This window comes from Bifidobacterium callitrichidarum, from assembly GCF_003129905.1.
GTDB classification, from domain to species: Bacteria; Actinomycetota; Actinomycetes; order Actinomycetales; family Bifidobacteriaceae; genus Bifidobacterium; species Bifidobacterium callitrichidarum.
This window is the reverse complement of record NZ_QFFM01000011.1, coordinates 58,229-84,066: the sequence shown is the minus strand read 5'-3', so window position 1 is coordinate 84,066 and position 25,838 is coordinate 58,229. Positions and strand designations below refer to the sequence as shown.

General features: G+C 63.5%; 15 protein-coding genes, 1 tRNA gene and 1 pseudogene. 11 read left to right on the top strand and 6 right to left on the bottom strand.

Features of this window, described 5'->3' with window-relative positions:
* Nucleotides 1-140: 140 nt before the first annotated feature.
* The 4 genes from DF196_RS06255 to DF196_RS06240 all read left to right on the top strand — a co-directional run bounded on the left by DF196_RS06255 (nt 141) and on the right by DF196_RS06240 (nt 6,918).
* Nucleotides 141-1,676 carry an amino acid permease gene (locus DF196_RS06255; RefSeq protein WP_109057013.1) on the top strand — a complete coding sequence of 512 codons (1,536 nt, stop codon included), beginning with the start codon at nt 141-143 and terminating at the stop codon, nt 1,674-1,676.
* 718 nt (nt 1,677-2,394) lie between these two features.
* Complete coding sequence (locus DF196_RS06250; protein WP_109057012.1) at nt 2,395-2,880, top strand: MarR family winged helix-turn-helix transcriptional regulator; 486 nt, start codon at nt 2,395-2,397, stop codon at nt 2,878-2,880.
* A gap of 200 nt (nt 2,881-3,080) precedes the next feature.
* Nucleotides 3,081-4,952, top strand: a complete 1,872-nt coding sequence (locus tag DF196_RS06245; RefSeq protein WP_109057011.1) for an ABC transporter ATP-binding protein — start codon at nt 3,081-3,083, stop codon at nt 4,950-4,952.
* Between the two features lie 34 nt (nt 4,953-4,986).
* Nucleotides 4,987-6,918 (top strand): ABC transporter ATP-binding protein, encoded by a 1,932-nt coding sequence (locus tag DF196_RS06240; protein WP_109057010.1) that lies wholly within the window; start codon nt 4,987-4,989, stop codon nt 6,916-6,918.
* Between the two features lie 365 nt (nt 6,919-7,283).
* On the opposite strand, the gene DF196_RS06235 is transcribed toward DF196_RS06240, so the two are convergent.
* Nucleotides 7,284-8,528, bottom strand: a complete 1,245-nt coding sequence (locus DF196_RS06235; protein WP_241519617.1) for an FAD:protein FMN transferase — start codon at nt 8,526-8,528, stop codon at nt 7,284-7,286.
* Between the two features lie 280 nt (nt 8,529-8,808).
* Between DF196_RS06235 and DF196_RS06230 the strand changes: the two genes are divergently transcribed.
* Both DF196_RS06230 and DF196_RS06225 read left to right on the top strand, forming a co-directional pair.
* Nucleotides 8,809-10,227 carry an MFS transporter gene (locus tag DF196_RS06230; protein ID WP_109057009.1) on the top strand — a complete coding sequence of 473 codons (1,419 nt, stop codon included), beginning with the start codon at nt 8,809-8,811 and terminating at the stop codon, nt 10,225-10,227.
* Nucleotides 10,228-10,420: 193 nt separating this feature from the next.
* A tRNA-Ala gene (locus DF196_RS06225) sits at nt 10,421-10,493 on the top strand.
* Between the two features lie 173 nt (nt 10,494-10,666).
* Here the strand turns inward: DF196_RS06225 and DF196_RS06220 are convergent.
* Together DF196_RS06220 and DF196_RS06215 are read right to left on the bottom strand one after the other, a co-directional pair.
* Complete coding sequence (locus DF196_RS06220; protein WP_109057008.1) at nt 10,667-11,164, bottom strand: GNAT family N-acetyltransferase; 498 nt, start codon at nt 11,162-11,164, stop codon at nt 10,667-10,669.
* Entirely contained in the window at nt 11,155-11,427 is a 273-nt protein-coding gene (locus DF196_RS06215) for a type II toxin-antitoxin system TacA family antitoxin (RefSeq protein WP_109057032.1), read from the bottom strand. The genes DF196_RS06220 and DF196_RS06215 overlap by 10 nt, the downstream gene beginning before the upstream one ends.
* 279 nt (nt 11,428-11,706) lie before the next feature.
* On the opposite strand from DF196_RS06215, the gene rsmI reads away from it, so the two are divergent.
* A complete protein-coding gene (gene rsmI, locus DF196_RS06210) occupies nt 11,707-12,831 on the top strand; it encodes a 16S rRNA (cytidine(1402)-2'-O)-methyltransferase (protein ID WP_109057031.1) in 1,125 nt (374 codons plus the stop codon).
* On the opposite strand, the gene DF196_RS06205 is transcribed toward rsmI, so the two are convergent.
* Both DF196_RS06205 and DF196_RS06200 read right to left on the bottom strand, forming a co-directional pair.
* Nucleotides 12,832-13,173, bottom strand: a complete 342-nt coding sequence (locus DF196_RS06205) for a variant leucine-rich repeat-containing protein (protein ID WP_109057007.1) — start codon at nt 13,171-13,173, stop codon at nt 12,832-12,834.
* A gap of 134 nt (nt 13,174-13,307) precedes the next feature.
* Nucleotides 13,308-13,979: pseudogene (locus DF196_RS06200) on the bottom strand (hypothetical protein); the annotation flags it as partial.
* Between the two features lie 431 nt (nt 13,980-14,410).
* Here DF196_RS06200 and metG point away from each other — a divergent pair.
* Nucleotides 14,411-16,285 (top strand): methionine--tRNA ligase, encoded by a 1,875-nt coding sequence (gene metG / locus DF196_RS06195; RefSeq protein WP_109057006.1) that lies wholly within the window; start codon nt 14,411-14,413, stop codon nt 16,283-16,285.
* Nucleotides 16,286-16,982: 697 nt separating this feature from the next.
* Here the strand turns inward: metG and DF196_RS06190 are convergent.
* Nucleotides 16,983-18,311 (bottom strand): ABC transporter substrate-binding protein, encoded by a 1,329-nt coding sequence (locus DF196_RS06190; RefSeq protein WP_109057005.1) that lies wholly within the window; start codon nt 18,309-18,311, stop codon nt 16,983-16,985.
* 316 nt (nt 18,312-18,627) lie between these two features.
* On the opposite strand from DF196_RS06190, the gene DF196_RS14055 reads away from it, so the two are divergent.
* The 3 genes from DF196_RS14055 (at nt 18,628) to DF196_RS06175 (ending at nt 25,827) form a co-directional block, all read left to right on the top strand.
* The gene (locus tag DF196_RS14055) at nt 18,628-22,689 is read left to right on the top strand and encodes a fibronectin type III domain-containing protein (protein WP_109057004.1); all 4,062 of its coding nucleotides are present in this window, start codon (nt 18,628-18,630) and stop codon (nt 22,687-22,689) included.
* 187 nt (nt 22,690-22,876) lie between these two features.
* Complete coding sequence (locus tag DF196_RS06180) at nt 22,877-24,292, top strand: MFS transporter (RefSeq protein WP_158276280.1); 1,416 nt, start codon at nt 22,877-22,879, stop codon at nt 24,290-24,292.
* Between the two features lie 272 nt (nt 24,293-24,564).
* On the top strand, nt 24,565-25,827 hold the full coding sequence (locus DF196_RS06175) for a LacI family DNA-binding transcriptional regulator (RefSeq protein ID WP_109057002.1): 1,263 nt from the start codon (nt 24,565-24,567) through the stop codon (nt 25,825-25,827).
* The last annotated feature ends 11 nt before the right edge of the window (nt 25,828-25,838 follow it).

Sequence of the window (25,838 nt, the reverse complement as noted above, 5' to 3'; positions counted from 1 at the left end):
GGGCGAATTTCTGCAATATCGCCACAATCGGGTTGAACTGGAGGCTGGTTCCGGTAAGAGGCGTGGTGATAAAGTTTGAACCTGAATTTGAACGATTGAGCGCGGCTGTGGGCCGGGCGATGAGGAAGAGAACGTACGGCATGGTCGAAACGAAAGCACCGGCTGGCGGCAGTGCCGGCTCAAACGAGCTGAAGTCCGTCGAAAGCCTGGATCAGGACAACGAGATGGCCCGTGGCCTGAACAACAGGCACGTCCAGTTCATCGCCATCGGCGGCACCATCGGCACTGGCCTGTTCCTCGGTTCCGGCAAGTCCATCGCGCTGACCGGCCCGAGCATCGTCTTCGTGTACATTGGCGTGGGCATCATCATGTTCCTGCTCATGCGCGCCATCGGCGAGCTCATGTACCGTGACCCGAGCCAGCACACGTTCATCAACTTCATCACCCGCTACCTCGGCAACGGCTGGGGCAAGTTCGCGGGCTGGTCGTACTGGATCGTGCTCGTGCTCATCGGCATGAGCGAGATCACGGCCGTCTCCACCTACTTCATCACGTTCTTCGACACGTTCGGCATGGACCTCTCGCATTGGAAATGGCTCATCGAGCTGTGCTTCCTCGCGGCGTTGGTGACCATCAACCTCATCGCCGTCAAGGCCTTCGGCGAGGCCGAATTCTGGTTCTCGATGATCAAGATCACGCTGATCTGCGCCATGATCGCCACCGCCGTGGTCATGGTGGTGATCGGCTACCACTACGACGCCGTGCAGATCACCGGCCAGGACGGCATCTCTCCCGCGGGCCACGCCGGACTCGACAACATCACCAACAACTTCCAGATCGCGCCGAACGGCTGGCTGAGCTTCCTCATGAGCTTCCAGATGGTCTTCTACGCCTACGAGATGATCGAGTTCGTGGGCGTGACCGTCTCCGAGACGCAGAACCCGCGCAAGGTGCTGCCGAAGGCCGTCAACGAGATCATCGTGCGCGTGCTCATCTTCTACGTGGGCGCGCTGCTGGCCATCATGGCCATCGTGCCGTGGACCACGTTCAAGCCGAACAAGGACGGCTCCTTCGCCTCCCCGTTCATCATGGTGTTCCAGTACGCCGGCCTGAACTGGGCGGCCGCGCTGGTGTTCTTCGTGGTGATCACCGCCGCGTCCTCCGCGCTGAACTCGCTGCTCTACTCCGCCGGCCGTCACCTCTACCAGCTGGCCAGCGAGTCGAACTCGCCCGCCTTCCGCAAGATCGGCGTGGTCTCCAAGCGCCAGGTGCCGGCGCGCGCGATCCTGGTGTCCGCCGCGCTGATCCTGCTGTCCCCGGTGGTCAACTCCATTCCGGGTATCTCCAGCGCCTTCGTGCTGTTCGCATCCGCCTCCAGCGCCGTCATCATCTTCATCTACACGCTCACGATGATCGCGCACCGCAAGTACCGTCGTTCCGCCGATTTCATCGCCGATGGATTCGTGATGCCGGCGTGGAAGGTGCTCAACACCCTGGCGATCGTGTTCTTCGTGTTCGTGTACTGCACGTTGTTCCTCGCGGACGATACGCGCGGCTCCGCCATCGCCGGCCTGATCTGGCTTGCGGTGTTCGGCGGCTACTGCCTGCTGCGCGACCGCTACACCAACCGCGACCTCAAGGAGGCGCTCGCCAAGGAGGAGCAGGCTCGTAAGTAGGCTCTCTGGCCCGCTGCTGATTGATGTAAAAAAACCGGCTCCCCTCTCCGAGGGGAGCTGCCACCGTAGGTGACTGAGGGGAGCACTAGGGATTACGGCTCCTAATACTCCCCTCAGTCACCTACGGTGACAGCTCGTCCTGCAATTATGGACGAACTTCGTTCGCATCCTGTTGGCTCGACTGTCGTCTCGCACATTGCCTACAAACAGCTCTGCTGTTTGCTTCACGGCAATGTCCTCAGCGAGGGGAGCCAGATTTGTTATTGACGATTGATAAATAATTCAGCTATGCTGCGGGCGACCGCCCGGAGTTGGCTGGAATGCCCCGTGAACCAGCGCCGACGTGAAGTGCATCGTGCACATTCCTGCTTCTTGAGCTTCATGAGTGCACCCTGCGATGCTGCAGAGGCAAAGTCCCCGTTCCATTGTTTCCCCCTTCTTTGGGATGGCTGCCGTGCCATCACTGCTTGCAGTATAGGCACAAAGGTGCTACGGAAGTAAAGAAAATAGGGCGTTTCTGTGAGTCGTGTCACACCCCTTCGGCGTGTACCCCCGATTTTTGCGGGACGGCATCGGCTGCTTCGGGTGGATTCGGGCGAAAGATAAGGTTGCGGCAATGCCCCCGATTCTTCTGAGGTGTAATTGTTTACAGTGTGAGATATTATTGACGACGTCTGCGCGGAGTGCCGTGCGGTCGGGAACATGAAGGAGGCGTGCCGTGGGATATGAGGAAGAGGCGGTGGATGAGCTGTGGCGTGACGTATGGTGCCACCGATCTCAGATGCAGCGCGATCTCAATCATGGCGCCGGCGAAACGTTCGTGATTCGCGCACTGGCGCATCAGGGCACGATGTCGCCCTCGCAGCTGGCCGACGCCATGCATGTCACCACCGGTCGCATCTCCGCCGTGCTTTCGGCGTTGGAGAAGAAGGGCCAGATCGTGCGGTCCGTGGATCCTTCCGACCGTCGTGCCGTGCGTGTGGAGCTCACTGAGGCAGGGCGGGATCGCGGTCGCAAGGATATGCAGGAGATGCGCGACGCCGTCTGCTGGATCTTCTCGCAGATGGGGGAGCGGCGCACCCGCGAATTCGTCGATTTGGTGCGTGAATTCTCCATTTATATGACGCTGTGCAAGCCAGGGGAGCCGCGGCCCACACCTGAGGAGGTGCGCAAGGCGTTCGAGGGTGATTCACGGGATTCGTAAGGCCGCGTGGCTTCGCCGATTGACGGTTCGTCGCATTCGGTTCCGCTCAGAGTGAATCTTTGAATGTCGTTTAGCTCTGCATAATATCTTACAGTGTAAGAAATAACTACTGAAAACAATTTTGACCGGTAGGCCGCTCCGCCGGAGCAAGGCCAAAGGAAATCGTCCAGTCTCAACAACCAACAACACAAGGGGACGTAATGCTTCGCATCATGAAATACCTCTCCAAAGCGGAGATAGGCCAGATGCTCATCGCCCTGGTGACCATCGTGGGACAGGTCTTCTTCGACCTGAAACTGCCTGACTACATGTCCGACATCACCACGCTGGTCGAAACGCCGGGCAGCGCGATGGCGGACATCTGGATCGCCGGCGGCAAGATGCTGCTCATCTCGCTGGGCTCCGTGGCCTGCGCCGTCGTGACCGGCTACATCGCCGCGCGCGTGGGCTCGTCGTTCACCCAGCGTCTGCGCTCGCTGGAGTTCCGCCGGGTCGAATCGTTCGGCCCCGCCGAAATGAACCGGTTCTCCACCGCAAGCCTCATCACCCGCTCCACCAACGACATCACGCAGATCCAGATGTTCATCACCATCGGCCTGCAGCTCATCGTCAAATCGCCGATTATGGCCGTCTGGGCCGTGGCCAAGATCGCCGGCGAGGGCTTCGAATGGACGCTCGCCACCGGCATCGCCGTGGTGGTCCTGCTGGCGGCGATCGTGGTGATGATGGCCATGGTCATGCCCAAGTTCAAGGCCATGCAGACCCTCACGGACAACATCAACCTCGTGGCCCGCGAGAACCTCACCGGTCTCAAGGTGGTGCGCGCCTACAATGCCGAGGACTACCAGGAGGCCAAGTTCACCAAGGCCAACACCGATCTGACCGAAACCCAGCTGTTCACCAACCGCGTCATGGCGTTCATGATGCCGCTGATGAACACCATCATGAACGGCCTGATGCTCGCCGTCTACTGGATCGGCGCCTACCTCATCGAGGCGGCCGAGCTCACGGACAAGCTCACCGTCTTTTCCAACATGGTGGTGTTCTCCAACTACTCCGTGCAGGTCATCATGAGCTTCCTGCTGATGAGCATGGTGTTCGTGCTCTGGCCGCGCGCCGACGTCTCCGCCCAGCGCGTACTTGAAGTGCTCGACACCGAGCCGATGATCGAGAACGGCACCAAAACCGCCGCCGACGTGGCCAAGACCGGCCAGAAGGGCACCGTGGAGTTCCGCAACGTCAGCTTCGCCTACCCGGATTCGCGTGAGGCGATTCTGGAGGGCGTCAACTTCTCGGCCCGGGCGGGCCAGACCGTGGCGTTCATCGGCTCGACCGGCTCCGGCAAGTCGTCCCTCATCAACCTCGTGCCGCGCTTCTACGACGCCACGCAAGGCCAGGTGCTGGTCGACGGCGTGGACGTGCGCGACTACGACCTGAAGACCCTGCGTGACAAGATCGGCTACGTGCCGCAGACCTCAGTGCTGTTCAAGGGCACGGTGGCGTCCAACGTGAGCTACGGCGACAAGCCGGGCGAATCGGCGAACGTCGAGCTCGCTGACACCTCCACCGTCGCCGGCCGCAGGCGCGAAACCGAACTGATCGCCGCCGGACGGGCCGCGGAAAACGCCGCGATGCCGGCCGATCAGATGGACCGCATCAAGACCGCGGCCGACGTGGCCCAGGCCAGCGAGTTCGTGAACCGCATGGACGGCGGATTCGAGGCCGCCATCGCACAGAGCGGCTCGAACGTGTCCGGCGGTCAGAAGCAGCGCCTGTCCATCGCCCGCGCGGTCTACCGTCACCCGGAAATCCTGATCTTCGACGACTCGTTCTCCGCGCTCGACTTCAAGACCGACCGTGAGGTGCGCGAGGCGCTCGCCCGCGAGGCCAAGGACTCCACCAAACTCATCGTGGCCCAGCGCATCGGCACCATCATGAACGCCGACCTCATCGTCGTGCTGGACGACGGCAAGGTGGTGGGCCAGGGCACCCATAAGGAGCTGCTGGACACCTGCGAGGTCTACCGCCAGATCGCCGAATCCCAGCTCAGCAAAGCCGAGCTGATGGCCTGAATCATTCCGACGAACAATAAATAAGGACTTACCAATGCCAAGAGGACCAATGGGGCACGGGCCGGGCGCGGGACGCACGGTCGAGAAGCCCGCCGATTTCGGCAAGACCATGGGCAAGCTCGTGGACTACTGCCGCAACTACATTCCCGTCATCATCGTCGCGCTCGTCCTGGGCGCGGCTGGCACCGTCTGCCAGATCATCGGCCCGGACAAGCTCAAGGACATGACCAACGAGATCGTCAAGGGACTGCCGGCCATCGTGAACGGCCGTCCGGTGATGAACTCGGTCGACTTGACGGCGGTCGGGCGCATCGCCTGGATGCTGGTCGCGCTGTACGTGGGGTACGCGGTGCTCAGCTACGTGCAGAGCTGGATGATGGCGAACGTCACCCAGCGCACGGCCCAGCGCCTGCGCGAGTCGATTTCGGTCAAGATCAACAAGCTGCCGCTCAAGTACTTCGACAAGGTCAGCTACGGCGACGTGCTGTCCCGCATCACCAACGACGTGGACGCCATCGGCCAGACGCTGGGCCAGTCGCTCGGCTCGCTCATCACCTCGGTGACGTTGTTCGTGGGCGCGCTGGTCATGATGTTCTACAACAACGTGATCATGACGCTGTGCGCGATCGGCGCGAGCCTGTTGGGTTTGGTGCTCATGATGGGCATCATGAAGGCCTCCCAGAAGTACTTCGTGCGCCAGCAGGCCGCGCTCGGCGACGTGAACGGCCATGTGGAGGAGATGTACGCCGGGCATCTGATCGTGAAGGCGTACAACGGCGAGGCCGATTCGATCCGCCGCTTCGAGAAGTACAACGCCGACCTGTACGAATCCGGCTGGAAATCGCAGTTCCTGTCCGGCCTGATGATGCCGCTCATGAACTTCGTGGGCAACCTCGGCTACGTGGTGGTGTGCGTGGTGGGCGCGGCGCTCGCCATGGACGGGCAGATCGAATTCGGCGTGATCGTGGCGTTCATGATGTACATCCGCCTGTTCACCCAGCCGCTTTCCCAGTTCGCGCAGGCCTTCCAGAACCTGCAGCGCTGTGCGGCCGCCGCCGAGCGCGTGTTCGGCTTCCTGGAGGAGCCGGAGATGGCCGAGGAGCCGGCCAAGGCCGAGTTCGGGCTGGGAGGTGCCGGTTCGGAAGGTGCTGAGCGGGGCGCCGCCGCGTCGATGCCGGCTGCCCAGCGTGCGCGACTGCTGGGGTACGACGCCCAGGGTCGTCCGCAGCCCGTCCGAGGTGATGTGGAATTCAGCCACGTCCGGTTCGGCTACGAGCCCGACAAGCCGGTCATCCACGACTTCTCCGCGTCCGTGAAGGCCGGTCAGAAGGTGGCGATCGTGGGGCCGACCGGTGCCGGCAAGACCACGATGGTGAACCTCCTGATGCGCTTCTACGAGATCTCCGGCGGTTCGATTTCCATCGACGGCGTGGACACCAAGTCCGTGCCGCGCTGGAACGTGCACGACCAGTTCTCGATGGTGTTGCAGGATACGTGGGTGTTCCGCGGCACCGTGCGCGAGAACATCGCGTACTCCAAGCCCGGCGTGACCGACGAGCAGATCGTCGCCGCCTGCCGCGCGGTGGGCCTCGACCATTACATCCAGTCGCTGCCGGACGGGTATGACACCGTGCTGGACGACAAGTCCACGCTGTCCGCCGGCCAGAAGCAGCTGCTGACCATCGCCCGCGCGATGGTGCAGGACGCGCCGATTCTCATTCTCGACGAGGCCACCTCCTCGGTCGATACCCGCACTGAGGAGCTCATCCAGAAGGCCATGGACGCGCTGACCGTGGGACGCACCTCGTTCGTGATCGCGCACCGCCTCTCCACCATCCGCGACGCCGACATGATCCTCGTCATGAACCACGGTGACGTGATTGAGCGCGGCACCCACGAGGAGCTGCTGGCGGCAGGCGGCTTCTACGCCGACCTCTACAACTCCCAATTCACGCTCACCAGCTGATGGCGCGTCTTCGTCGTTGCTGCCCGCTGCGACGTACCTGTTGCGCGCAGCGCAACCGTCGCGGCAAGCCGCTCCCCTCGCCTGAGGGCAACCCACGGGGTTGCCCTCTATACGGCTCAGCGCCTTTGCGGGCGCGCCTAGAAGCCGCGCGCATCAGCTGGCTCGCTACGCTCACTGATTGACGGCGCGTCCATATTTCTTGGCTCCCCTTGTCAGGGGAGCTGGCTCGCGTAGCGAGACTGAGGGGTAGTTCAACAGAATTAGCTTTTGCCTGACAAAGCTTTTGGCAAGGCTATTCCGAGAATTTGCGCTTCCTATTCCGATTTTTCATGGGTTCTATTCCGAGATTTTGATTAAAAGGCGAGTCAGAAGATGAAAAACCCACCCGGAAAATCGGGGGATTGGGCGGCGGTGCGGTCGGCGTTGAGGATGGCGCACTGGAAGTCGAAATGACGGCGTAATTGCGCTGCTGGCGTGGTGAACAGGGCGGTTGCCAGGCCGTCTGCCGTGGCGGTCGGGAAGTCGTGGTCGGGGTGCACCGCAACCCACGTGGCGGCCACGCTATCAACCGGCAGTCCGTCGATGGCGTTGAGCAGGTGATGCAGCTGGTGCCCGGCCGCCTCGCCCCAGTGGCGGCGGCTGGGCGCGCTGGCGCAGAACGCACCATTACTCATCGTTGCGGTGCCTACCGCACGACTTGGGTCCGCGGGATCCTCAAGCGCGATGGTGACGGTTGTCTCGGCCGGTTCATCGTGGGCCGAGGGCGTGCCCTCATCGTCGTGGGCCGTCGTGCGGCCGTTCGATGCGCAGCCGACCGTGCGAATCAGCAGATCACCCCCCGCATCGATAACGTATGCATCGGTTTGTTCCCGCAGCATCCTCGCAATCAGATCGACCAGATAGCCCTTGCCGCACGCGCCGAAATCAAGCGCGACCGGACGGCGGATCACCAGCGTCGTGCCATGACGCTCCACGTCGGTTTTCCAGGTCGCCCGCCCATGAATCGCCCCTAAATGCCATGTGACGGACTGGCCGTGCGTGCCGGCGCTCGGTGCGGCCGGATCGCCGGAAGCGTCGGACGTGCCGAGTTTGTTGGAATCGCCGTCTTTGCCGGGTTCAATGGAATCAGGCGAAACGGTGAACGAGTAGGACGAATCGTATCCCAGTCGAATCAGATCCTCGCCTACGCACGGGTCGATCGCGCCACCGGTTGCCGTGAACAGGCGATCGTACAAATCAAACAGCGGGCCGCACCAATCGGGGAACACGAACGTGCCGCCATGCTTGGCCCGGCGCATCCGCGATACCAGCGAATCCGGGCGGAAGCGGGAGAGTGCGGATTCGTACGTGTCGATGAGGATGTCGATGGCGTCGTACAACAGGATACGGTCATCGGCATCGTTGGTTCCGAAGAAGGCGCTGTTGCCGGGGGCGACCGGGTTGCTGACATTGGTATTGGCGCGGCTGCCAACGTTGGCGTCGTCGTCCCGCAGCACAGGCGGAACGCCAATCGTCGTGTTCTCGTCAAGCGCAGACTGGACAATCAACCCCGTGCCCAAGGCGTGCGGGAATGCCATCGTATGCGGAAGCTGCTCATCGAGACCGGTCATGACGCCATCATAGATGCCGGTCCCGGTCGACGGGCTCGCTCTGACGATCCGCGGTCGGCGGTCGATCCTTTCCAGAGGCGGCCGGGGCGTGGGATGCCTATGCCGATCTTAGCTCAATAGGGTTTTGCTGGACCGGATTGGGATTTTCCGTCTTGCTCACTTGCGAGAGAAGGCTGGAAGCCGAGTATCCGAGGTGGGAAAATGGCGGAATGGCGTTGGTGTTCGCTGGGACAACGGTGATACACTGCTATTGACATGGTGTCAACAAGGAGGTTCGACAATGGCTGATTCCATCACGCAATCCGCAGGCGCGGCATCGGACGGACGTGCGATCCACGCGATCAAAGACCTGCCAATCGCCAAGGTGTGGGCCTTCGCCATCGGTCAGTTCGGCTGGGCGCTGCTTTCCGGCATCATCTCGAACTGGCTCGTCTACTTCTACCAACCCGACCAGGAGACCATCAGCCAAGGCCAGACCGTCTTCGTGCCGCAGGGTCTCGTGGTGCTCAGCATCGTGACCGTGGTGGGCGGCATCACCGCCTTCGCACGCTTCTTCGACGCCTTCGTGGACCCGGCCGTGGCCTCGCTCTCCGACCGCTGCAACGCCAAGGCCGGCCGCCGCATGCCGTTCCTCAAGTTCGCCGCCGCGCCGCTCGCCATCGTCACCGTGCTCGTGTTCTGGAGCCCGATCAACGGCACGAGCTGGGTCAACGCCGCGTTCCTGTTCGTCACCGTGATCGGCTACTACATCGCCCTCACGTTCTATTGCACGCCGTACAACGCGCTCATCGCCGAGCTCGGCCACGACTCCAAGCAGCAGCTGACCATCTCCACCGCCATCTCGTTCACCTGGGTGTTCGGCACGGCGATCGCGTACGTGGCACCCGTGATCTGGGGCGGACTGGTGCCCGCATTGGGTCGCATCACCGCCATCCGCGTGACCTTCACCATCATGGCCGCCGTGGCGTTCGTGTGCATGCTGATCCCGCCGCTGGCCATCCGCGAGAAGGACTACGTCAACTCGCAACCCACCTCCGAATCGACCATAGAATCCCTCAAGCAGACCTTCGGCGACGGCGAATTCCGCAAGTTCGTCTGCTCCGACGTGGTCTACTGGGTGGCCATCACCACCTTCCAGACCGGCCTGCCGTTCTTCGTGACCTCCCTGCTCAAGCTGCCGGAAACCACCACGACCATCTACTTCGTGCTCATGACCGGCGTGTCCGTGCTGTTCTACCTACCCGTGAACCTGCTTGCCAACCGCGTGGGTAAGAAGCGTCTGCTGCTCGTGGCGTTCGTGATCTTCACCTGCGCGTTCGCGTTCGCCGGTGCGCTCGGATCCGGTGCGCTCGCCTTCATGCCGGCGATGGCTCAGGGTCTGGTGCTTTCGGTGGTGGGCGCGATCCCGATGGCCGCGTTCGGCATCCTGCCGCAGGCCATCGTGGCGAACATCGCCGACGCCAGCTCGCGCGTGACTGGTCAGGATCGTCAGGGCATGTTCTACGCCGCCCGTACGTTCGCGATGAAGATGGGCCAGTCCGTGGCGATGCTGCTGTTCACTGGCGTCTCCACGATTGGCATGGCGTCCGGCGCGGGCTACCGCATCGCGGCGGTGTGCGCGGCCGTGCTGTGCGGCATCGGTGGCATCGTGTTCGCGTTCTACAACGAGAAGAAGGTGTTGCGCGTGCTGGAAGGCTGAGTGCCGTGAGTCTGTAGTTTCGGCTCCTTCTGCCAAGGAAGCTGGCGGAGGAGCCGACCGAGGGGTGGTCTACGAGCCTCGTGCCATCCTGGCCGAGCCTGTGCTTTCGACACACTGACGGCCCGAATTGCGTTTGACCGCCCCTCGTACTATATTTATGCGAGTTGCTTTGCGGAGCAGAGCAACAATCCAAGGGGCTGTAGCTCAGTTGGTAGAGCGCTTCGTTCGCATCGAAGAGGTCGCGGTTTCGACTACCGTCAGCTCCACTTGGGTCGCTTGCATTCATTCCACCGCGAGCGGCCCATTTTCTTTTTCACCCGCAAAACCGCACGGTTCCGCCGTTTGGGAATTGCGCGGTTCTGCGAGTTCCAAGATTCCTCCGGAGTCCGAATCACTGCGGGCCTTGAGAAAATATATGTACATCTATGGGTACGCGGCCCTACCGGCGTTCAATGGCGTTCAGTGGTGCGAACATCATTGCTGAACTGTCGATGTGACGGAATCCATAGTGTTCATAGAACTGTGCTGCCGAATCGGTTGCGGGTTGTACCACCAATGCGCGGGCGCCGATGATGCCGGCTGCGTTCAGGGCCCGCAACGTGGCGTCCCGAAGTAACTGCGAGCCGACATGTTTGGTTTGGAACCGCATGTCTACGCCGAGCATGCCCAGCAGGATCACGGGAATCGGATTTGGGCTGTTGCGTTTCAGCCAGCCGCTGGCTTCCGTGCGCTCCATGCTGTAGGCGCTCAACGTATAAAAGCCGGCAAGGGTGTCATCGTTGGCAAACGTGGCGTAGGCCACGGCGGTGCCTTGCCGGTCCGCTGTATGCAGGTGATGCGCAAGCCAATCGTTCACAAGCGGTAGCCCGCAATCGAATCCGGAGATATCGTCGGTAGCGGTGAGCCGGCGTGGCGGAGAGAATCGTGTCATGTCCATATCGGCTCACGATTCAGTAGTTCGACCAGACGGTCGGGCATTGGTTCATCTAGGGCGGCGGTGAAATCTGCCCAAGCCTGGTCGTTGAGACGGATGATATGAGCCTCCCTTATGTCCCGATCTGCGGCGGTGAGCAGATTTGACAAGGCCCACTGCGATGTGGTCATGCCTTTGGTCTCGGCTGCCTGGTCAATGCGGTCGCGTTGCTCCTGCGTCAGTCGCATCTCGAAGCGAGTGTTCTTATTCGTGTTTTCCGCTGCCATAATGAAATTGTACGGCGAATGTACGGACAATGGAGGTGGTGGGGCGGGCAGGCGTGCGGTTGTGGTGTCAGGCATGTTTCTCCTCGTGATTTGTGGGATTACGGATGGGATAGGACGGGGCGTGTTGACCCGATACGGGCGAACGTATCGCACGCGGAAAGCGATTGCTACTGGAATCGGCTTATGTGGTTCCAGCTTGCCGGGTCAGCCACATTGATTGGTGACGGACCTCTGCAACCTCCGTTCCATACGGATCCCCTGTCGCTGTTGCTCCGTGGCTTGGGGAATACTGGGGGTATGACGAATGCAGCCGATTTCACCGAACAGTCCAGCCTCGAAGACGCCGCCAGTGCCGATGGTGTCGAGGGCATCGAAAACGTTGAAAACAACGCCGGCGACGTTGTGAACGCTGGCGGCTCCGAAGACCTCGAAGATTTCGACGCCACACAAGAGGTGAACGGCGACAGCGCGGAGGAAACCGAAACCAGCGTCACCACGGCGGTCAGCGCCGCGACCGTGACCATCCCCGCCGGAACCGTGGTGCTTGCCGCCACCCCGATCGGCAATACCGGTGACGCCTCCGCCCGTCTGGTCGCGCTGCTCGAACGCGCGGACATCGTGGCCGCCGAGGACACCCGCCGTCTCTACGACCTCGCCCGCCGCCTCGGTGTGCATGTGAACGGCCGCGTCGTGGCCTACCACGACCACAACGAACGTGGTAAGGCGGATGGTCTGCTCGACCAGGTCGAGACCGGAGCCACCGTGCTCGTGGTCTCGGACGCCGGCATGCCCACCATCAACGACCCCGGTTTGGCCATCGTGCGCCGCGCCATCGAACGCGGCCTGCCCGTCACCTGCGCGCCTGGCCCCTCCGCCGTGCTCGACGCGCTCGCCCTTTCCGGTCTGCCCACCGACCGTTTCTGCTACGAGGGCTTCCTGCCGCGCAAACATGCCGAGCGCGTGCAATACCTGCGTACGTTGCTTGGCGAACGCCGCACCATCGTGTTCTACGAGACGCCCCACCGCATCGCCGATTCCATGGACGACCTGCTCGACGCCTTCGGCCCGAACCGTCCGATGGCCCTGTGCCGCGAGCTCACCAAGGATTACGAGGAAATCCGTCGTGGGCCGATCGGCGAGATTCGCCAGGGCGTGATCGACAACCCGCCGCGAGGCGAGATGGTGCTGGTGATCGGCGGCGCCTCCGACGAGGAGGCCGAGGCCGCCGCGCCCAGCAGCCTGAGCATCGAGGACATGGCCGTGCTCGCCATCGACCGCGCACTGGAGGACGGCATCCGTATCAAGGACGCCATCGCGCAGGTGGTGCAGGAACATCCGCAGGCGGACGGTTCGTTGGCCAACCGCAAGCAGGTCTACGCGGCCGTCCTGGAAATCAAGGGCTGATCACTCCTCCTCCATTGATTCCAGCAGGATTTCCAGCGCTCGTCTGACACCCGGCCCGCCGGCCTGGGAGACGTATTCGAGCAGTCCGGCGTCGGCCTGCGGGTTGGCCACCAGCCAGCGACGCAGTTCGGGCACGTTGCGCGCGATGTGCCACAGCACATCCGGGTCGGTATCCGACGAGCAGGCCACGGCCGGCGTCAGAACGATCGGCGGCTCAGGCGGCGCGGTCATGTCGGGAATCGCATCGGCGGCCGATTCGTCGCCCGCGGTTTCTCCCGGCAGCCGCTGCCGTTGCCGCAACGACCCCAACCGTCCGGTTTTCGCGCGATGCCGCCCGATCATGCGCCCGTCTCCGGTTCCGAATCCGGTTCCCGACTCGGCCGTGCCTCAGTATCCGCGTCCGATGTCGCCTGCGGTTTCTTAGTGCCGGGCCGGGCATCGGGCCGGGAGGGCCGAACCATCGAATCAACCGGCACGTCGTCCATCTCCCGCTGAATCGCCTCGAAAAACGCGCGCGCCCGGCCGGCGTATTTGTGATGACGATGCTCCTTGATGATGCTCAGGCAGTCATTCGCCCGGAACCGGTACGCGCTCATCAGCTGGCAGACCACGTCGTTGATAAGCGTGGGCGGGGCCGCGCCCTCCGGCATCATCGCCAGATCGCAGGCCGTGCGGGCCGGCGTGGTGATGGGCAGACGGCCCAGTTTGATGATCTGCTCGGGCAGCGTGAGCCGCCGGAAGACGCGGATGCGGCGGCCCGCGGACGTGGAACGGAAGTGCGAGGTGGAGATCACGTCGATGGTGGCTGGGAAGCGGTCGCCTCCCAGCCACACCCATGCGGCCGTGAACATACAGGCCACGGTGCCGAACGGCGCGATGCTGGAGATGATGGTGGCCCGACCGTACAGCGTGGTGGCGTGGTCGGACCAGTATCCGGCGGTTTCGTCGAGCTTGGTGACCGTGCCGAACGCGGCCAGACGATTGAGACTGAGCGGTCCGGGCAGGTCCTTGGTGAACAGGACCGGCGGAATCGTGGCCGTTTCCTGGCGGGCCGGGATTCGCGAGGAGATGGACACCCTGGTGGCGGAGGAGATGCTGCCGGCCGGCGGCTTGGCCGGGGCTCTGGGGTTTCGTGATGTGTTGCTCATGCCCCGACCATAAACGGAGCGACTGGTGCCGCGCCACCGCCTGACGCGAAACGGTGGATAAGTGGATAACTTGCCCGTCTTGGTCAGGAAGTGTGGATAAGTCGGTGGATAAGTGATGTCGGAGAGGAGGGGGCGGTCTTTTCGGTACAGAAGACAGTGGCTTCTAGGCTGGAAAGACCGCTGAAATGGTGATTTGCGGTCGTTTGAGTACAGAAGTCGTGCGTTTCTGTACCGAAAGGACCGCTGGAAAGGAGATTTGCGGTCTTTGGGATACAGAAAGTCGGTACTTCTGGGCTGGAAAGACCGCTGAACGATTGGCTGTGCCGTGCTGATTTGGATGGCGGTCGCAAAATGGCCCAGCAGAGCCGTTTTACGACCGCTCCCATGGCTCGGCGTCGTTCTGCCCAAGGGCAGGCATAAACTTTGACCTTATGAGTCATGTTTTGGTGAATGTTGCTTGGCCGTACGCGAACGGCCCCCGTCATATCGGCCACGTCGCTGGATTCGGCGTGCCCTCCGATGTCTACGCGCGCTACGAGCGCATGAAGGGCAATGATGTCCTCATGGTCTCCGGCACGGACGAACACGGCACCCCGATCCTGGTGGAGGCCGAGAAGGAGGGCGTGACCGCCCAGGAGCTGGCGAACCGCTACAACCGCGTGATCGCCAAGGACCTGTGCGATCTCGGCCTGAGCTACAACCTGTTCACCCGCACCACCACCGGCAACCACGAGCACGTGGTGCAGGAGATGTTCAAGCAGTGCCTGGAGAACGGCTACATCTACAAGGGCACCCAGCAGGTGGCCATCTCCCCGTCCACCGGCCGTACCCTGCCCGACCGCTACATCGAAGGCACCTGCCCGATCTGCGGTGCCGAGGGCGCCCGCGGCGACCAGTGCGACGCCTGCGGCAACGAGCTGGACCCGGACGAGCTCATCAACCCCGTCTCCAAGATCAATGGCGAGACCCCGCGCTTCGAGCAGACCGAGCACTACTTCCTCGACCTGCCGGCGCTCGCCGAGGCCAACAAGGCGTGGCTGGAGACCCGCAAGGGCTGGCGCACCAACGTCATCAACTTCTCGCTCGGCCTGTTCAAGGAGGTCAAGCCGCGCGCCATCACCCGCGACATCGACTGGGGCATCCCGGTTCCGGTCAAGGGCTGGATTGACAACCCGAACAAGAAGCTGTACGTGTGGTTCGACGCCGTGATCGGCTACCTGTCCGCCTCCATCGAATGGGCCCGCCGCCAGGGCGACCCGGAGAAGTGGCGCGAATGGTGGAACGACCCGACCTGCCCGGCCTACTACTTCATGGGCAAGGACAACATCACCTTCCACTCCCAGATCTGGCCCTCCGAGATGCTGGCCTACAACGGCCAGGGTTCCAAGGGCGGCGAGACCGGCCCGATGGGCCCGCTCAACATGCCCGAGCAGGTGGTGGCCTCCGAGTTCATGACCATGGAAGGCAAGAAGTTCAGCTCCTCCCGCGGCATCGTGATCTACGTCAAGGACATCCTGTCCCGCTATCCGGTGGACGCCGTGCGCTACTACATCTCCGTGGCCGGCCCGGAATCCTCCGACTCCGACTTCACCTGGGCCGAGTTCGTGCGCCACAACAACGAGGAGCTGGCCTCCTCCTGGGGCAACCTCGTCAACCGCGTGGCCAACCTCATCAACAAGAACTTCGGCCAGATCCCGGCCCTGGACGAGGACTCCATGACCGACGAGGACCGTGGCCTGCTTGAGGAGACTGCCGCCGCGTTCGACGTGGTCGGCTCCTCCATCGAGACCCATCACCAGAAGCACGCCCTCGCCGAGGCGATGCGTGTGGTCGGCGACATCAACAAGTACATCTCCGCCACCGAACCATGGAAGATCAAGGACGACCCGGCCCGCCTCGGCACCGTGCTGCACGTGGCCGCCCAGGCCGTGTCCGACGCGAACCACCTGCTCGCGCCGTTCCTGCCGCATTCCGCGCAGAAGGTGTGGGAGGCGCTCGGCGGCACTGGCACCTTCTCGCCGCTGCCCGAGCTGCGTGAGGTCGAGGATCTCGACAAGCCCGGCTTCACCTACCCGATCATCACCGGCGACTACCAGCTGGGTGTGAACGTGCATCCGTGGAAGAGCGAGCCGATCGAGGTGGGCGCTGTGGTGCCGAAGCCCACGCCGATCTTCGCCAAGATCCCCACCGAGGCCGTGGCCGAGGAGCTGGCGCGATTCGACGAGGCGCTGGCCGCCCGTCGCGCCGCCGAAGCCGAGCGTCTGGCCGCCGAGAAGGCCAAGCTCGCCGCCGAAAAGGCCGAATAGGTCGGAAGCCCCCCGTAGATCGGGACTCCTGATGCGGGTCCTAATCTCCCGGTTTCGTGAAAAAGGCACGCTGACATGCGCTCAGCGTGCCTTTTTCACGAAGTATGGGATTGTTGCGAAAGAAAGTCACGCTGACTGACACTCAGTGTGACTTTTTCACGCGATCAGGCCTCATTTCGTGAAAAGTAACGCGCGGTTCTTGGAGGGCCGTGCGTTGGCCGGTCAACTGTGCGTCTATCGGGCAACGGCGCAGCCGATGTCGGGCAGCGTCACAAACCCGACACAGTTTGCCCAGAATATTTTCAGACAAGCGCATCGAATCGCTCAGTAAGGGGCGGTTAACTAATACATGTCAGCGGATGGAGTTCACCAACGAAATCCATTCCGATGGCGAGGTTTTAACCCCATAACTGAACCCTTCTTCTCTCTTCTCTCTCACCCGGCGGCTCCCTCCGCCGGGTTTCTTTTTGGCTCTGTTAAACCAAGATTGACATGAATTCCACTGGACTACCCCTCAGTCGGCTTCGCCGACAGCTCCCCTGACAAGGGGAGCCAAGAATAAGGGGCATGTCAATCTTGATTTAACAGAGCCTTCTTTTTGCGCGCCAAAGACGCCGAACCGGAGGAAACTGCGTAACCGGGGAAGTCGGCCGTCCCGCAGCCGGCAAGGCGCCCCGTCCTCGCCATCACGACGAACCTACTTGACCGTGAAGCCTTCCTGCTGGCCGTAGGTCTTCAAGGCGTCGCCCCATTGCACCAACGCCTTCTGCAGCGTGGTCTTGCCATGGTAGACCTGGCCGATGGAATCGACCGCGATCGAGTTCGCGTACGCCATGTACGGCAGGTATTCGAAGTCCGTGGTCACGTCCTTGGAGGCCTCGGCGATCACCTGATGCGTGGCCTGGCCGCCGAAGAACGGGTCCTTCTCATTCAGCCAATCGGAGTCGGAGAGCACCGAATTGAGCGGCGGCAGACCACCCTGCTCAAGGTTCACCTGCACGCCGTCGCCGTGCGCGAACCATTCCGCGAACTCGTAGGCCGCCTGAGCCTTGGCGTTGTCCGAGCCCTTGGGCAGTGCCAGAGCGCCGCCGCCGTTCTCACCGTTTGCATGTTCGCCGGTCGAGTACTGCGGCATCGTGGTCACGCGCCACGAGCCTTTGGTGCGCGTCAGATTCTTCTGCATGGAAGAGACCATCCACGCGCCGGTCAGCATAGTGGCGATGGAGCCGTCGTCCAGCTTGCGCCACCAGTCGTCGGTCCAGCCGGTGGTGGAGGTATCGATGAGCTTGCTGTCCAGCATCGACTGCCACATGCCGGTGAACTTCTTCACGTTCCTGCCGCCGAAATCCACGCCCACGGTGGTGCCGTCCACGCTGAACGGCTTGGCGCCAGCCTGCCAGAGCATGGAGCTGATGAAGCCACCGTCGCCCGTGTCGTTGGTGATGTGCGCGCTGCCGGGCATGGCCGCGATCTTCTCGGCGGCCTCGCGGTACTCGTCCCATGTGGTCGGCGCCTCGTTCACTCCCGCCTTGGCGAGCACGTCCTGGTTGTAGAACATCACCATCGGGCCCGAGGAGATCGGCAGGCCGTACGGCTGGCCGTTCACGGTCACGTTGTTCTGCGCGGCCTTGGTGAAGTCGCCGCGGATGCTCTTGAAGCCGTAATCGTTCACGCTGCGCAGCTGGTCGGAGATGGCGAACTGGTGCACGGCGTTGAAGTCGAGGTAGACGAGGTCTGGGATGCCGCGACCCGCGTTGAGCGCGTTGGTCAGCTGCATGTATTCGTCTTCGTTGGCGCCGGCGTTGGTCACCTTCACCTTGATGTTCGGGTGGGTCTTCTCGAACGCGGTGACGAAGTCGCTGATGGTGGACTGCCAGGTCCACAGCGTGATTTCGGTGACGCCGTTGCCGTTCGCCGCACCGCTGCCGGACGTGCCGCCGCATCCGGCAGCCGTGCCGACCAGGCCGACGGCGACGGCCGCGGCCATAACCGTACGAATCTTCAGCGCGCGAGACAGACGAGACATGTGCAGACACTCCGATGTTGAACTGGACAATAGGGCGGATCTCTGTCTGGAGAGTCTACCTTCGCTCCGCGCGCGAGGGCCATGAATGATGCCATATTCGCCGGAATTGGCAAAGAGCGGCAATACCGCGCCGAATCGACCGCGGAGACAACGGCAAGAAATGGCAAATAACGGCAAACAACAGCAAAACCAGCATGGCAAAAAACGGCAAACGTGCGCATGGTCCTATCTTGTGAGTCGTGATCCGGGATGACCCGGCGGACCGAAGAAGGTTTCGGCCCGGATATGGCAAAGGTGTTGCAAGAAAGGGACTACAATGAGGCTCAACCTCAATGGCGTGTGGGACTTCTACCCGAACGGCGGGGAAGAACGCTATGACATCGTCGTGCCGACTTGGTGGGATTCGCTGAGCCGCACCACCGGTTACCCGGCCGAGTGGGAGAAGGGCCTGCACCACGGCGTGTACGTCAAGACCGTGGACCTGCCGGAGAACATCACGGACGAGGACGTGTTCCTGCACGTGGGCGCGCTCGCCACGCTCGGCAAGGTGTTCGTCAACGGCCAGTCCGTCGGCCCGCTGACCACCAAGGGCTACCTCATGACCCTGCTGCCGTACGACCTCGACATCAACGATGCGGTCAAGCCCGGCGCCAACGAGATCCGCATCGAGGTGTGGTCCGTCAAGGCCCTGCCGGAGGACGCGCTGGCCACCGAGGGCGGCCCGGACCGTCTGCTCTTCCCGTTCGGCGTGGAGAACATCGTGGGCCGCGTGGGCATCGGCGAGGACGTGGAGATCGTCACCAAGCCGAAGCTGCGCATCGACGACCTGCAGATCATGCCCGACCTCAAGAAGAACGCCGACCCGTCCGACGACGAGCTCGCCGTCAACGTCACCATCGTGAACCACACTGGTCAGGACGCCGATCTGACGCTCGCCGCCGCCGTCCACCCGGTCAAGGGCGACGCCGAAACCGCCGCGCTCACCTTCGAGCCTGCCACCGTGCACGCCCCGGCCGGCGAGGAGACCGTGGTCAAGCTGGCCAAGGGCTGGCCGACCGCCCACTACTGGTCCCGCACCGACCCGTTCCTGTACACCGTGGACGCCGCCATCACCCCCGCTTCCGCGCCGGCCGACGCCGCCCCGATCCACGAGCTGTCCGACCGCTTCGGCTTCCGCCAGTTCTGGCGCGAAGGCGACAAGTACATCATCAACGGCGTCAAGATCCGCCTGCGCGGCGACTCCCTGTGCCTGCTCAACCAGGGCGACCGCGACCTCATCAACGAGATCGGCGACGCCTACGGCGTGATCCTGGACGACAACCACGCCATGGACGAGATGGCCAAGGTCTGGCTGGACGCCTACCGCCACGCCAACTGCAACATCATCCGCAACCACATCCGCTCCGTGCCCTCGCACGTGCTCATGGACCACGCGGACGAGACCGGCATGCTCCTCGAGGAGGAGACCGCCTTCTGGAACCCGGGCTCCACCTCCAACGTGTCCCTCGACCCGCCGTACTACCTCAACTACTCCGACGAGGCCATCGGCTACTACACCGAATGGGTCGAGCGCTGGGTGCGCGAGTACCGCAACCACCCGTCCATCGTGCTGTGGTCCACCACGAACGAGGCCTGGAACCCGAACGACGCCGAGATCCTCATCCCGCCGCTGGAAGCTGCCGCCAACCGCGAGGACCCGACCCGCATGGTCATCAACGACGGCTTCAACAAGCCGATCACCAACGAGGACTCCCGCCACTACTTCGGCGGCTACCCCTCCGGCATGACCAGCGCCCCGGACATCTACGACCTCTACCAGATCGACGGCGACCTGCCGCTCGGCGCGGGCGAGGAGTTCTCCGTGTCCACCGCCGGCATCCCGCAGTACGCCGAGGACGGCACCATCAAGGACATCTACCACGGTCGCCTCAACGGCAATCCGGACACCATCTCCCGCGCCGACTTCGGCCGCGAGGTGGGCCGCGTGACCCGCGGCGTGCGCACCACGCGCATGGCCAACTGGAAGCCGTTCTGCCTGTCCATGTTCATCTACGACAACATCGAGAAGGTCATCGAACTCGACCAGGAGCACACCAAGCACGGCCTGAACCCGAAGGCCCTGCTGCGCCCGCAGTTCGACCCGACCGCCGAGGGCGACGCCCGCTGGATCGAAGGCGACGGCTACCGTTACTTCGCCAACTCCTACTCGGACGTGGCCGCGTTCGACAAGGAATTCGACAAGGAACCGCGCCTCGGCCTGCCGCACCGCATCTACCAGCTCGGCACCGCCTCTCAGCGCACGCTGCTCGTTTACAACGACGAGGAGATCGACGGCACCGAACTCGAGGTCCGCTGGACCGTCTCCGCGCTTAACACGCAGGACGGCACCGTGCGCGAGGTGGAATCCGGCTCCAAGACCATCGAGGTGGAGCACGGCGAGTTCACCGAACTGCCCATCACCATCCACGTGCCCGGCGAGGTGGAGACCTACGAGTCCAAGCTCATCGAAACGCTGAGCGTGGTCAAGAACGGCAAGCTCAAGTTCACCGAGGACAACTTCCTTGGCTGGATCGGCCGCCCGGCGCCCGCCAAGATCGGCTCCAACAGGCCGGTCATCGACCTCGGCACCGTGGACTGGGTGTCCCGTAACGTCAAGCACTGCCTGCACCTCAAGCAGGAGGGCGGCGCCCTGAGCGAGAAGTGGACCGCCCGCGTGGTGGATGACGCCAACGGCTCCATCAGCTTCGAACGTCTCGCCGGCAACCTGCGCCACGAGCAGGAGCTGTTCTACACGGTGAACGTGGCCGGCCTCGAATCCGGCAAGGAATACACCGGCCAGATCGAATACACCGGCGAGAACGGCGATACCGTGACCATCACCGTGAAGTTCACGGCCGGCAAGATGCCGTGCGCATGCCAGGCCGCCAACAAGGCCCTGGGCGCCACCGTGCGCGTGAGCTCCTCCTCCGAGCGCAACGGCTGGACCGCCGCCTCCTTGGTGGACGGCGAGTTCAACGCCGACTACAACCACTTCGGCTGGTCCAGCGAGCCGAGCGCCGAGAACCACGACGAATGGGTGGTTCTGAAGCTCGCCCATCCGACCACCGTGTCCCAGGTGGTGCTCGCCCCGCGCGGCGAGAACCCCGGCGGCACCGTGGCCGAGGCCTTCCATGGCGAGGGCGAGGGCGTCGGCGGCGTGCAGGAGTTCGCAGCCGGCCATCGCGCCTTCGACCCGAACCAGGGCCAAGGCTTCCCGGTCGACTTCACCATCTCCGTCTCCGCCGACGGCAACGCCTGGACCAAGGTCGTGGACAAGCGCGGCTACGCCCTGCCGGACAACGGCAAGGCCCGCGCCTTCGACTTCGCCCCGGTCGACGACATCCGCTTCGTCAAGGTCGAGGCCTCCAAGCTGCGCGCCAACCCGAACGAGCACGACGAATACGCCCTGCAGCTTGTGGAGATCGCCGTGTACGCCGACCACCACATGCCGGCCATCCCGTCCGAACCCACGGACGTGACCGTCTCCGTGCAGGCCCACGACGTGCAGGTCGGCTGGGCATTCGCTTCCGACGGCCGCTCTCCGATCCTGGGCACCACGCTCACGCTGACCAACGCCGCCGGCGAGGTGATCCCCGCCGCGGTGGAGGGCACCGATACCCACGCGCTCATCGCGGACGTGCCGGCCGGCGAATGGACCGTGACCGTCCAGGGCCGCAACGAGATCGGCGAGGGCGAAAGCGCCACCTCCACCGCCTTCAAGGTGGGCCGCGCCGGCGCCAACACCGTGGACGACCTGCTGCCCGCCCCGAAGGCCCCGGTGGCCGAACTGCTCGTGGAGTCCGGCTCCGTGGCCGTCTCCTGGAACGACGTGGACACCCGCTCCGGCTTCGGCAAGGGCGGCACCAACATCCACCTGACCCCGGTCGACCCGGCCTCCGACCTGCCCAAGCGCACCGCCTGGGCCCCGATCGGCACCACCGCCTACACGTTCGCCAACGTGGCCCGCGGCACCTACCAGGTGACCATCGAGGCCACCACCGGTGAGGACAAGGTCTCCCCGGCATCCGAGCCGAGCGAGCCGATCATCGTGGCCGCCGTGCCCGCCAAGCCGAACAAGCCCGGCGTCACCTCCTCCGGCGACACGATGAACGTGACCTGGCAGGCCCCGGCCGACGGCGGCACCCCGGTCACCTCCTACGTGCTCACCCTGCGCAACCTCACCGAGAACACCGTCAAGGTGGTCAAGGCCGAGGCCGGCGAGGAAGCCAAGAGCGTGTCCGGTCTGACTGCCGGCAACTACACGGCGTCCGTGATCGCGGTCAACGCGATCGGCATGTCCGCCGAGTCCAGCCCGTCCCTGCCCTGCCTCATCAAGTAAAGGCACCGCACTTCGGCCCCTCTGACGAGGGGGCTGTCAGCGGATGCTGACTGGGGGAGAGATCGCGCACGACGCGCGCCGAAAAACAAAAGATTTGCCGCTGCCCCGGCAACGGCGAGCGGTGTGGTGCAGGAGAGGACCTGCACCACACCGTGGAACACAAGAGAAATCAAAGGAGTTCTCAAGCATGAGCACTGCAACAGCGCAGCCGGCGAAGAAGACGCCGCAGAAGCTGACCTGGCTGAACATCGTCGGCTATGGTTCCGGCGATTTGGCCAACAACATCGGCTGGCGAATGATGTCGATGTTCCTGGCCACCTATTACATCTACATGGGCATCGACCCGGTGACCACCGCCAACATCTTCCTGTTCGCCCGCTTCTTCCAGGCTGTCGTCTACCTGCTCGCCGGTAACTACGCCGACCGCGTCAAGCCGAACAAGAACGGCAAGTTCCGTCGTCTGGTCGTCGCCTTCGGCGTGCCGATGATGGTCGCCATCTGCCTGATGTACACCATTCCGGCCGACGCCGAGATGGGCATCAAGGTGGCATGGGCCATCGTCACCTACCTGCTGTACCAGCTGCTCGGTGCCCTCGGCGGCGTGCCGTACGGCGCACTGCTCGGCGCCATGACCCAGGACCAGAACGAGCGTCAGCGCCTGTCCTCCGCCCGTATGGTCGGCGGCGCCCTGTTCGGCCTGATCGTCACCTTCACCCTGGCTCCGGCCATCAACAACGTCAAGGACCAGGCCGCCCTCGCCAAGCTCATGCTGCCGATCGTGTGCATCTTCTGCCTCGTCGGCGCCCTGATCTACGTCTTCCTGTACAAGACCACCATCGAGCAGATCGACGTGCCGACCCAGCCGAAGGTCTCCTTCGTCGATACCCTGAAGGCCATCTTCACCAACCCGGCCCTGCTCATCCTGTGCTTCGCCACCGGCTTCTACCTGATCGCCACCTGCGTGGGCTCCATCGGACCGATCATCGCCAAGGAAGTCCTCGCCAACGGCGCCGATGCCGGCACCCTGGCCCTCATCACCACCCTCGTCACCCTGATCAACGCCTCCATCGGCGTGATCGCCTCCCCGTTCGGCCCGGTCATCGCCCGTCACCTCGGCAAGAAGGGCGGCTGGTACCTCGGCTGCGCGCTCGGCATCATCGGTGGTGTGATGTTCATCTTCGTCACCAACGTGTGGCTGTCCCTCGTGGGCCTCGCCCTCAACGCCATCGGCGCCCAGTTCTGCGGCAACTACGTCTGGGGCATGGAAGGCGACACCGTCGAGTACTACGAGTGGAAGACCGGCAAGCGCACCGATGGTGCCGCCATGGCTGGCCTGAGCTTCTTCCGCCAGATGTTCGGCGCCCTGACCTCCTGGCTTGGCCCGGCCATCCTCGCCTTCACCGGTTACAAGTCCGGCATGAATGTGGCCCAGGATCCGACCGTCGCCGAGAACCTGCGCCTGGCCGCCGGCCTCGTGCCGCTGATCGGCTTCGTGATCTCCGCCGCGATCATGTTCTTCTACCCGGTCACCGAGGCGAAGTTCAAGCAGATCAAGGCCGAACTTGCCGAGCGTCGCTCCGCCGCCGAAGCTCAGCAGGCCTGATTATTCTGGCTCCCCTCCCTGAGGGGAGCTGTCGCCGTAGGCGGCTGAGGGGAGTATTCCGGACGAAACTCCCCTCAGTCAGCTTCGCTGACAGCTCGTCCTGCAATTAAGGACGAACTGTCGTTCGCGTTTTGTTGGCTCGACTGTCGTCTCGCACATTGCCTACGAACAGCTCTGCTGTTCGCTTCACGGCAATGTCCCCTCAGAGAGGGGAGCCTTTTCAGACCGCTATAGTATGGAATCCGAGCGCATGTAGGGGGAAAGAGGTGGCGATGGTACAGCGCAAGGCTACGGACCGGGTGCGTCTGAGCGACGTGGCGGATGCGGCCGGCGTGGCCATCTCCACCGTCTCCCGCGTATTCAGCAATCCCGGCCGCGTGAACTTCCAGACCGTGGAACATGTGCGCGCCGTGGCCGCCGAGCTCGGCTACCGTCCCAACCCCCGGCATCGGAACGCCGGCGCCGGCGAGGCCGAAGCCGCAAACGTTGCCAACCTCGAGGCCAACGGCGGCGGTTCCTCGCAACGGCCCGGATCGGGCACCGCCGGCGAAACCCTCTCCGCCAACGATTCCACCGCAATCCAATCGTCCCAGCCTCAGCAATCGCACGCTACTGCAACCCCGCAGGGCAACGGCAAACGTGCGGCCGCGGGCGGCGGCATCATCGCGCTCGTGGTCAAGGACACCGCCGACGGCGTCTCCTCGCAGATCCTGAAGGGCGCGCAGGTCACGGCCATGGAATCGGACAGCGCCGTCGGCATCATCGAAACCGGCCAATCCCAGCCGCGCACCCAGCAGATGCTCAACCATCTCAAAGGCAAGGTGAACGGCATCATCCTCGCCTCGGACGCGCCCGGCATCGACTTCATCCGCAACTACGCCAAGCAGGTGCCGCTCGTGGTGCTCAACCGGCCCGTGGACGGCGTGCCCAGCGTGGTGCCGGATCCGCGTATCGGCGTGGTGCGTGCGCTGAGCCTGCTGCGACGCAACCATCACACGGCCGTGACCTACGTGGCCGGTCCGGGCGCGTCCTGGGCCAACCAGTCGCGCTGGTCATGCCTGCACGACATCGGCCAGCGCATGGGCTTCCGCATGAACCAGATCGGCCCGGTGCACGCCACCGTGGAGGGCGGCTACCAGGCGGCTCTGGCGCTGGAAGGTTCCCAACCCACCGCGGTGATCACGTACAACGACCTCATCGCGGCCGGCATCGTGCTGCGACTGACCGCCGACGGCGTGCGGGTACCGGAGGACGTCTCCGTGATCGGTTTCGACAACACACTCATCGCACCGGTCGTCACCCCACCCATCACCTCCATCCGCATCCCGCGCGCGCAACTCGGCCAGACGGCGGTCCGTCTGTTGCTCGGCCGTGATTCGGGCGCGTTGCGCAACCCCGCGGACGCCCAGCTCATGGAAAAGCTGATGGAACTCGGCGTGCGCAACGAAGACGAACAGTCGGACACGGTCACGCTGGTGGACACCTCCATCATCGTGCGGCGGTCGGTAGGGGAGCGGCGCGCCGTCGTCGATTAGCGGAGATTCTT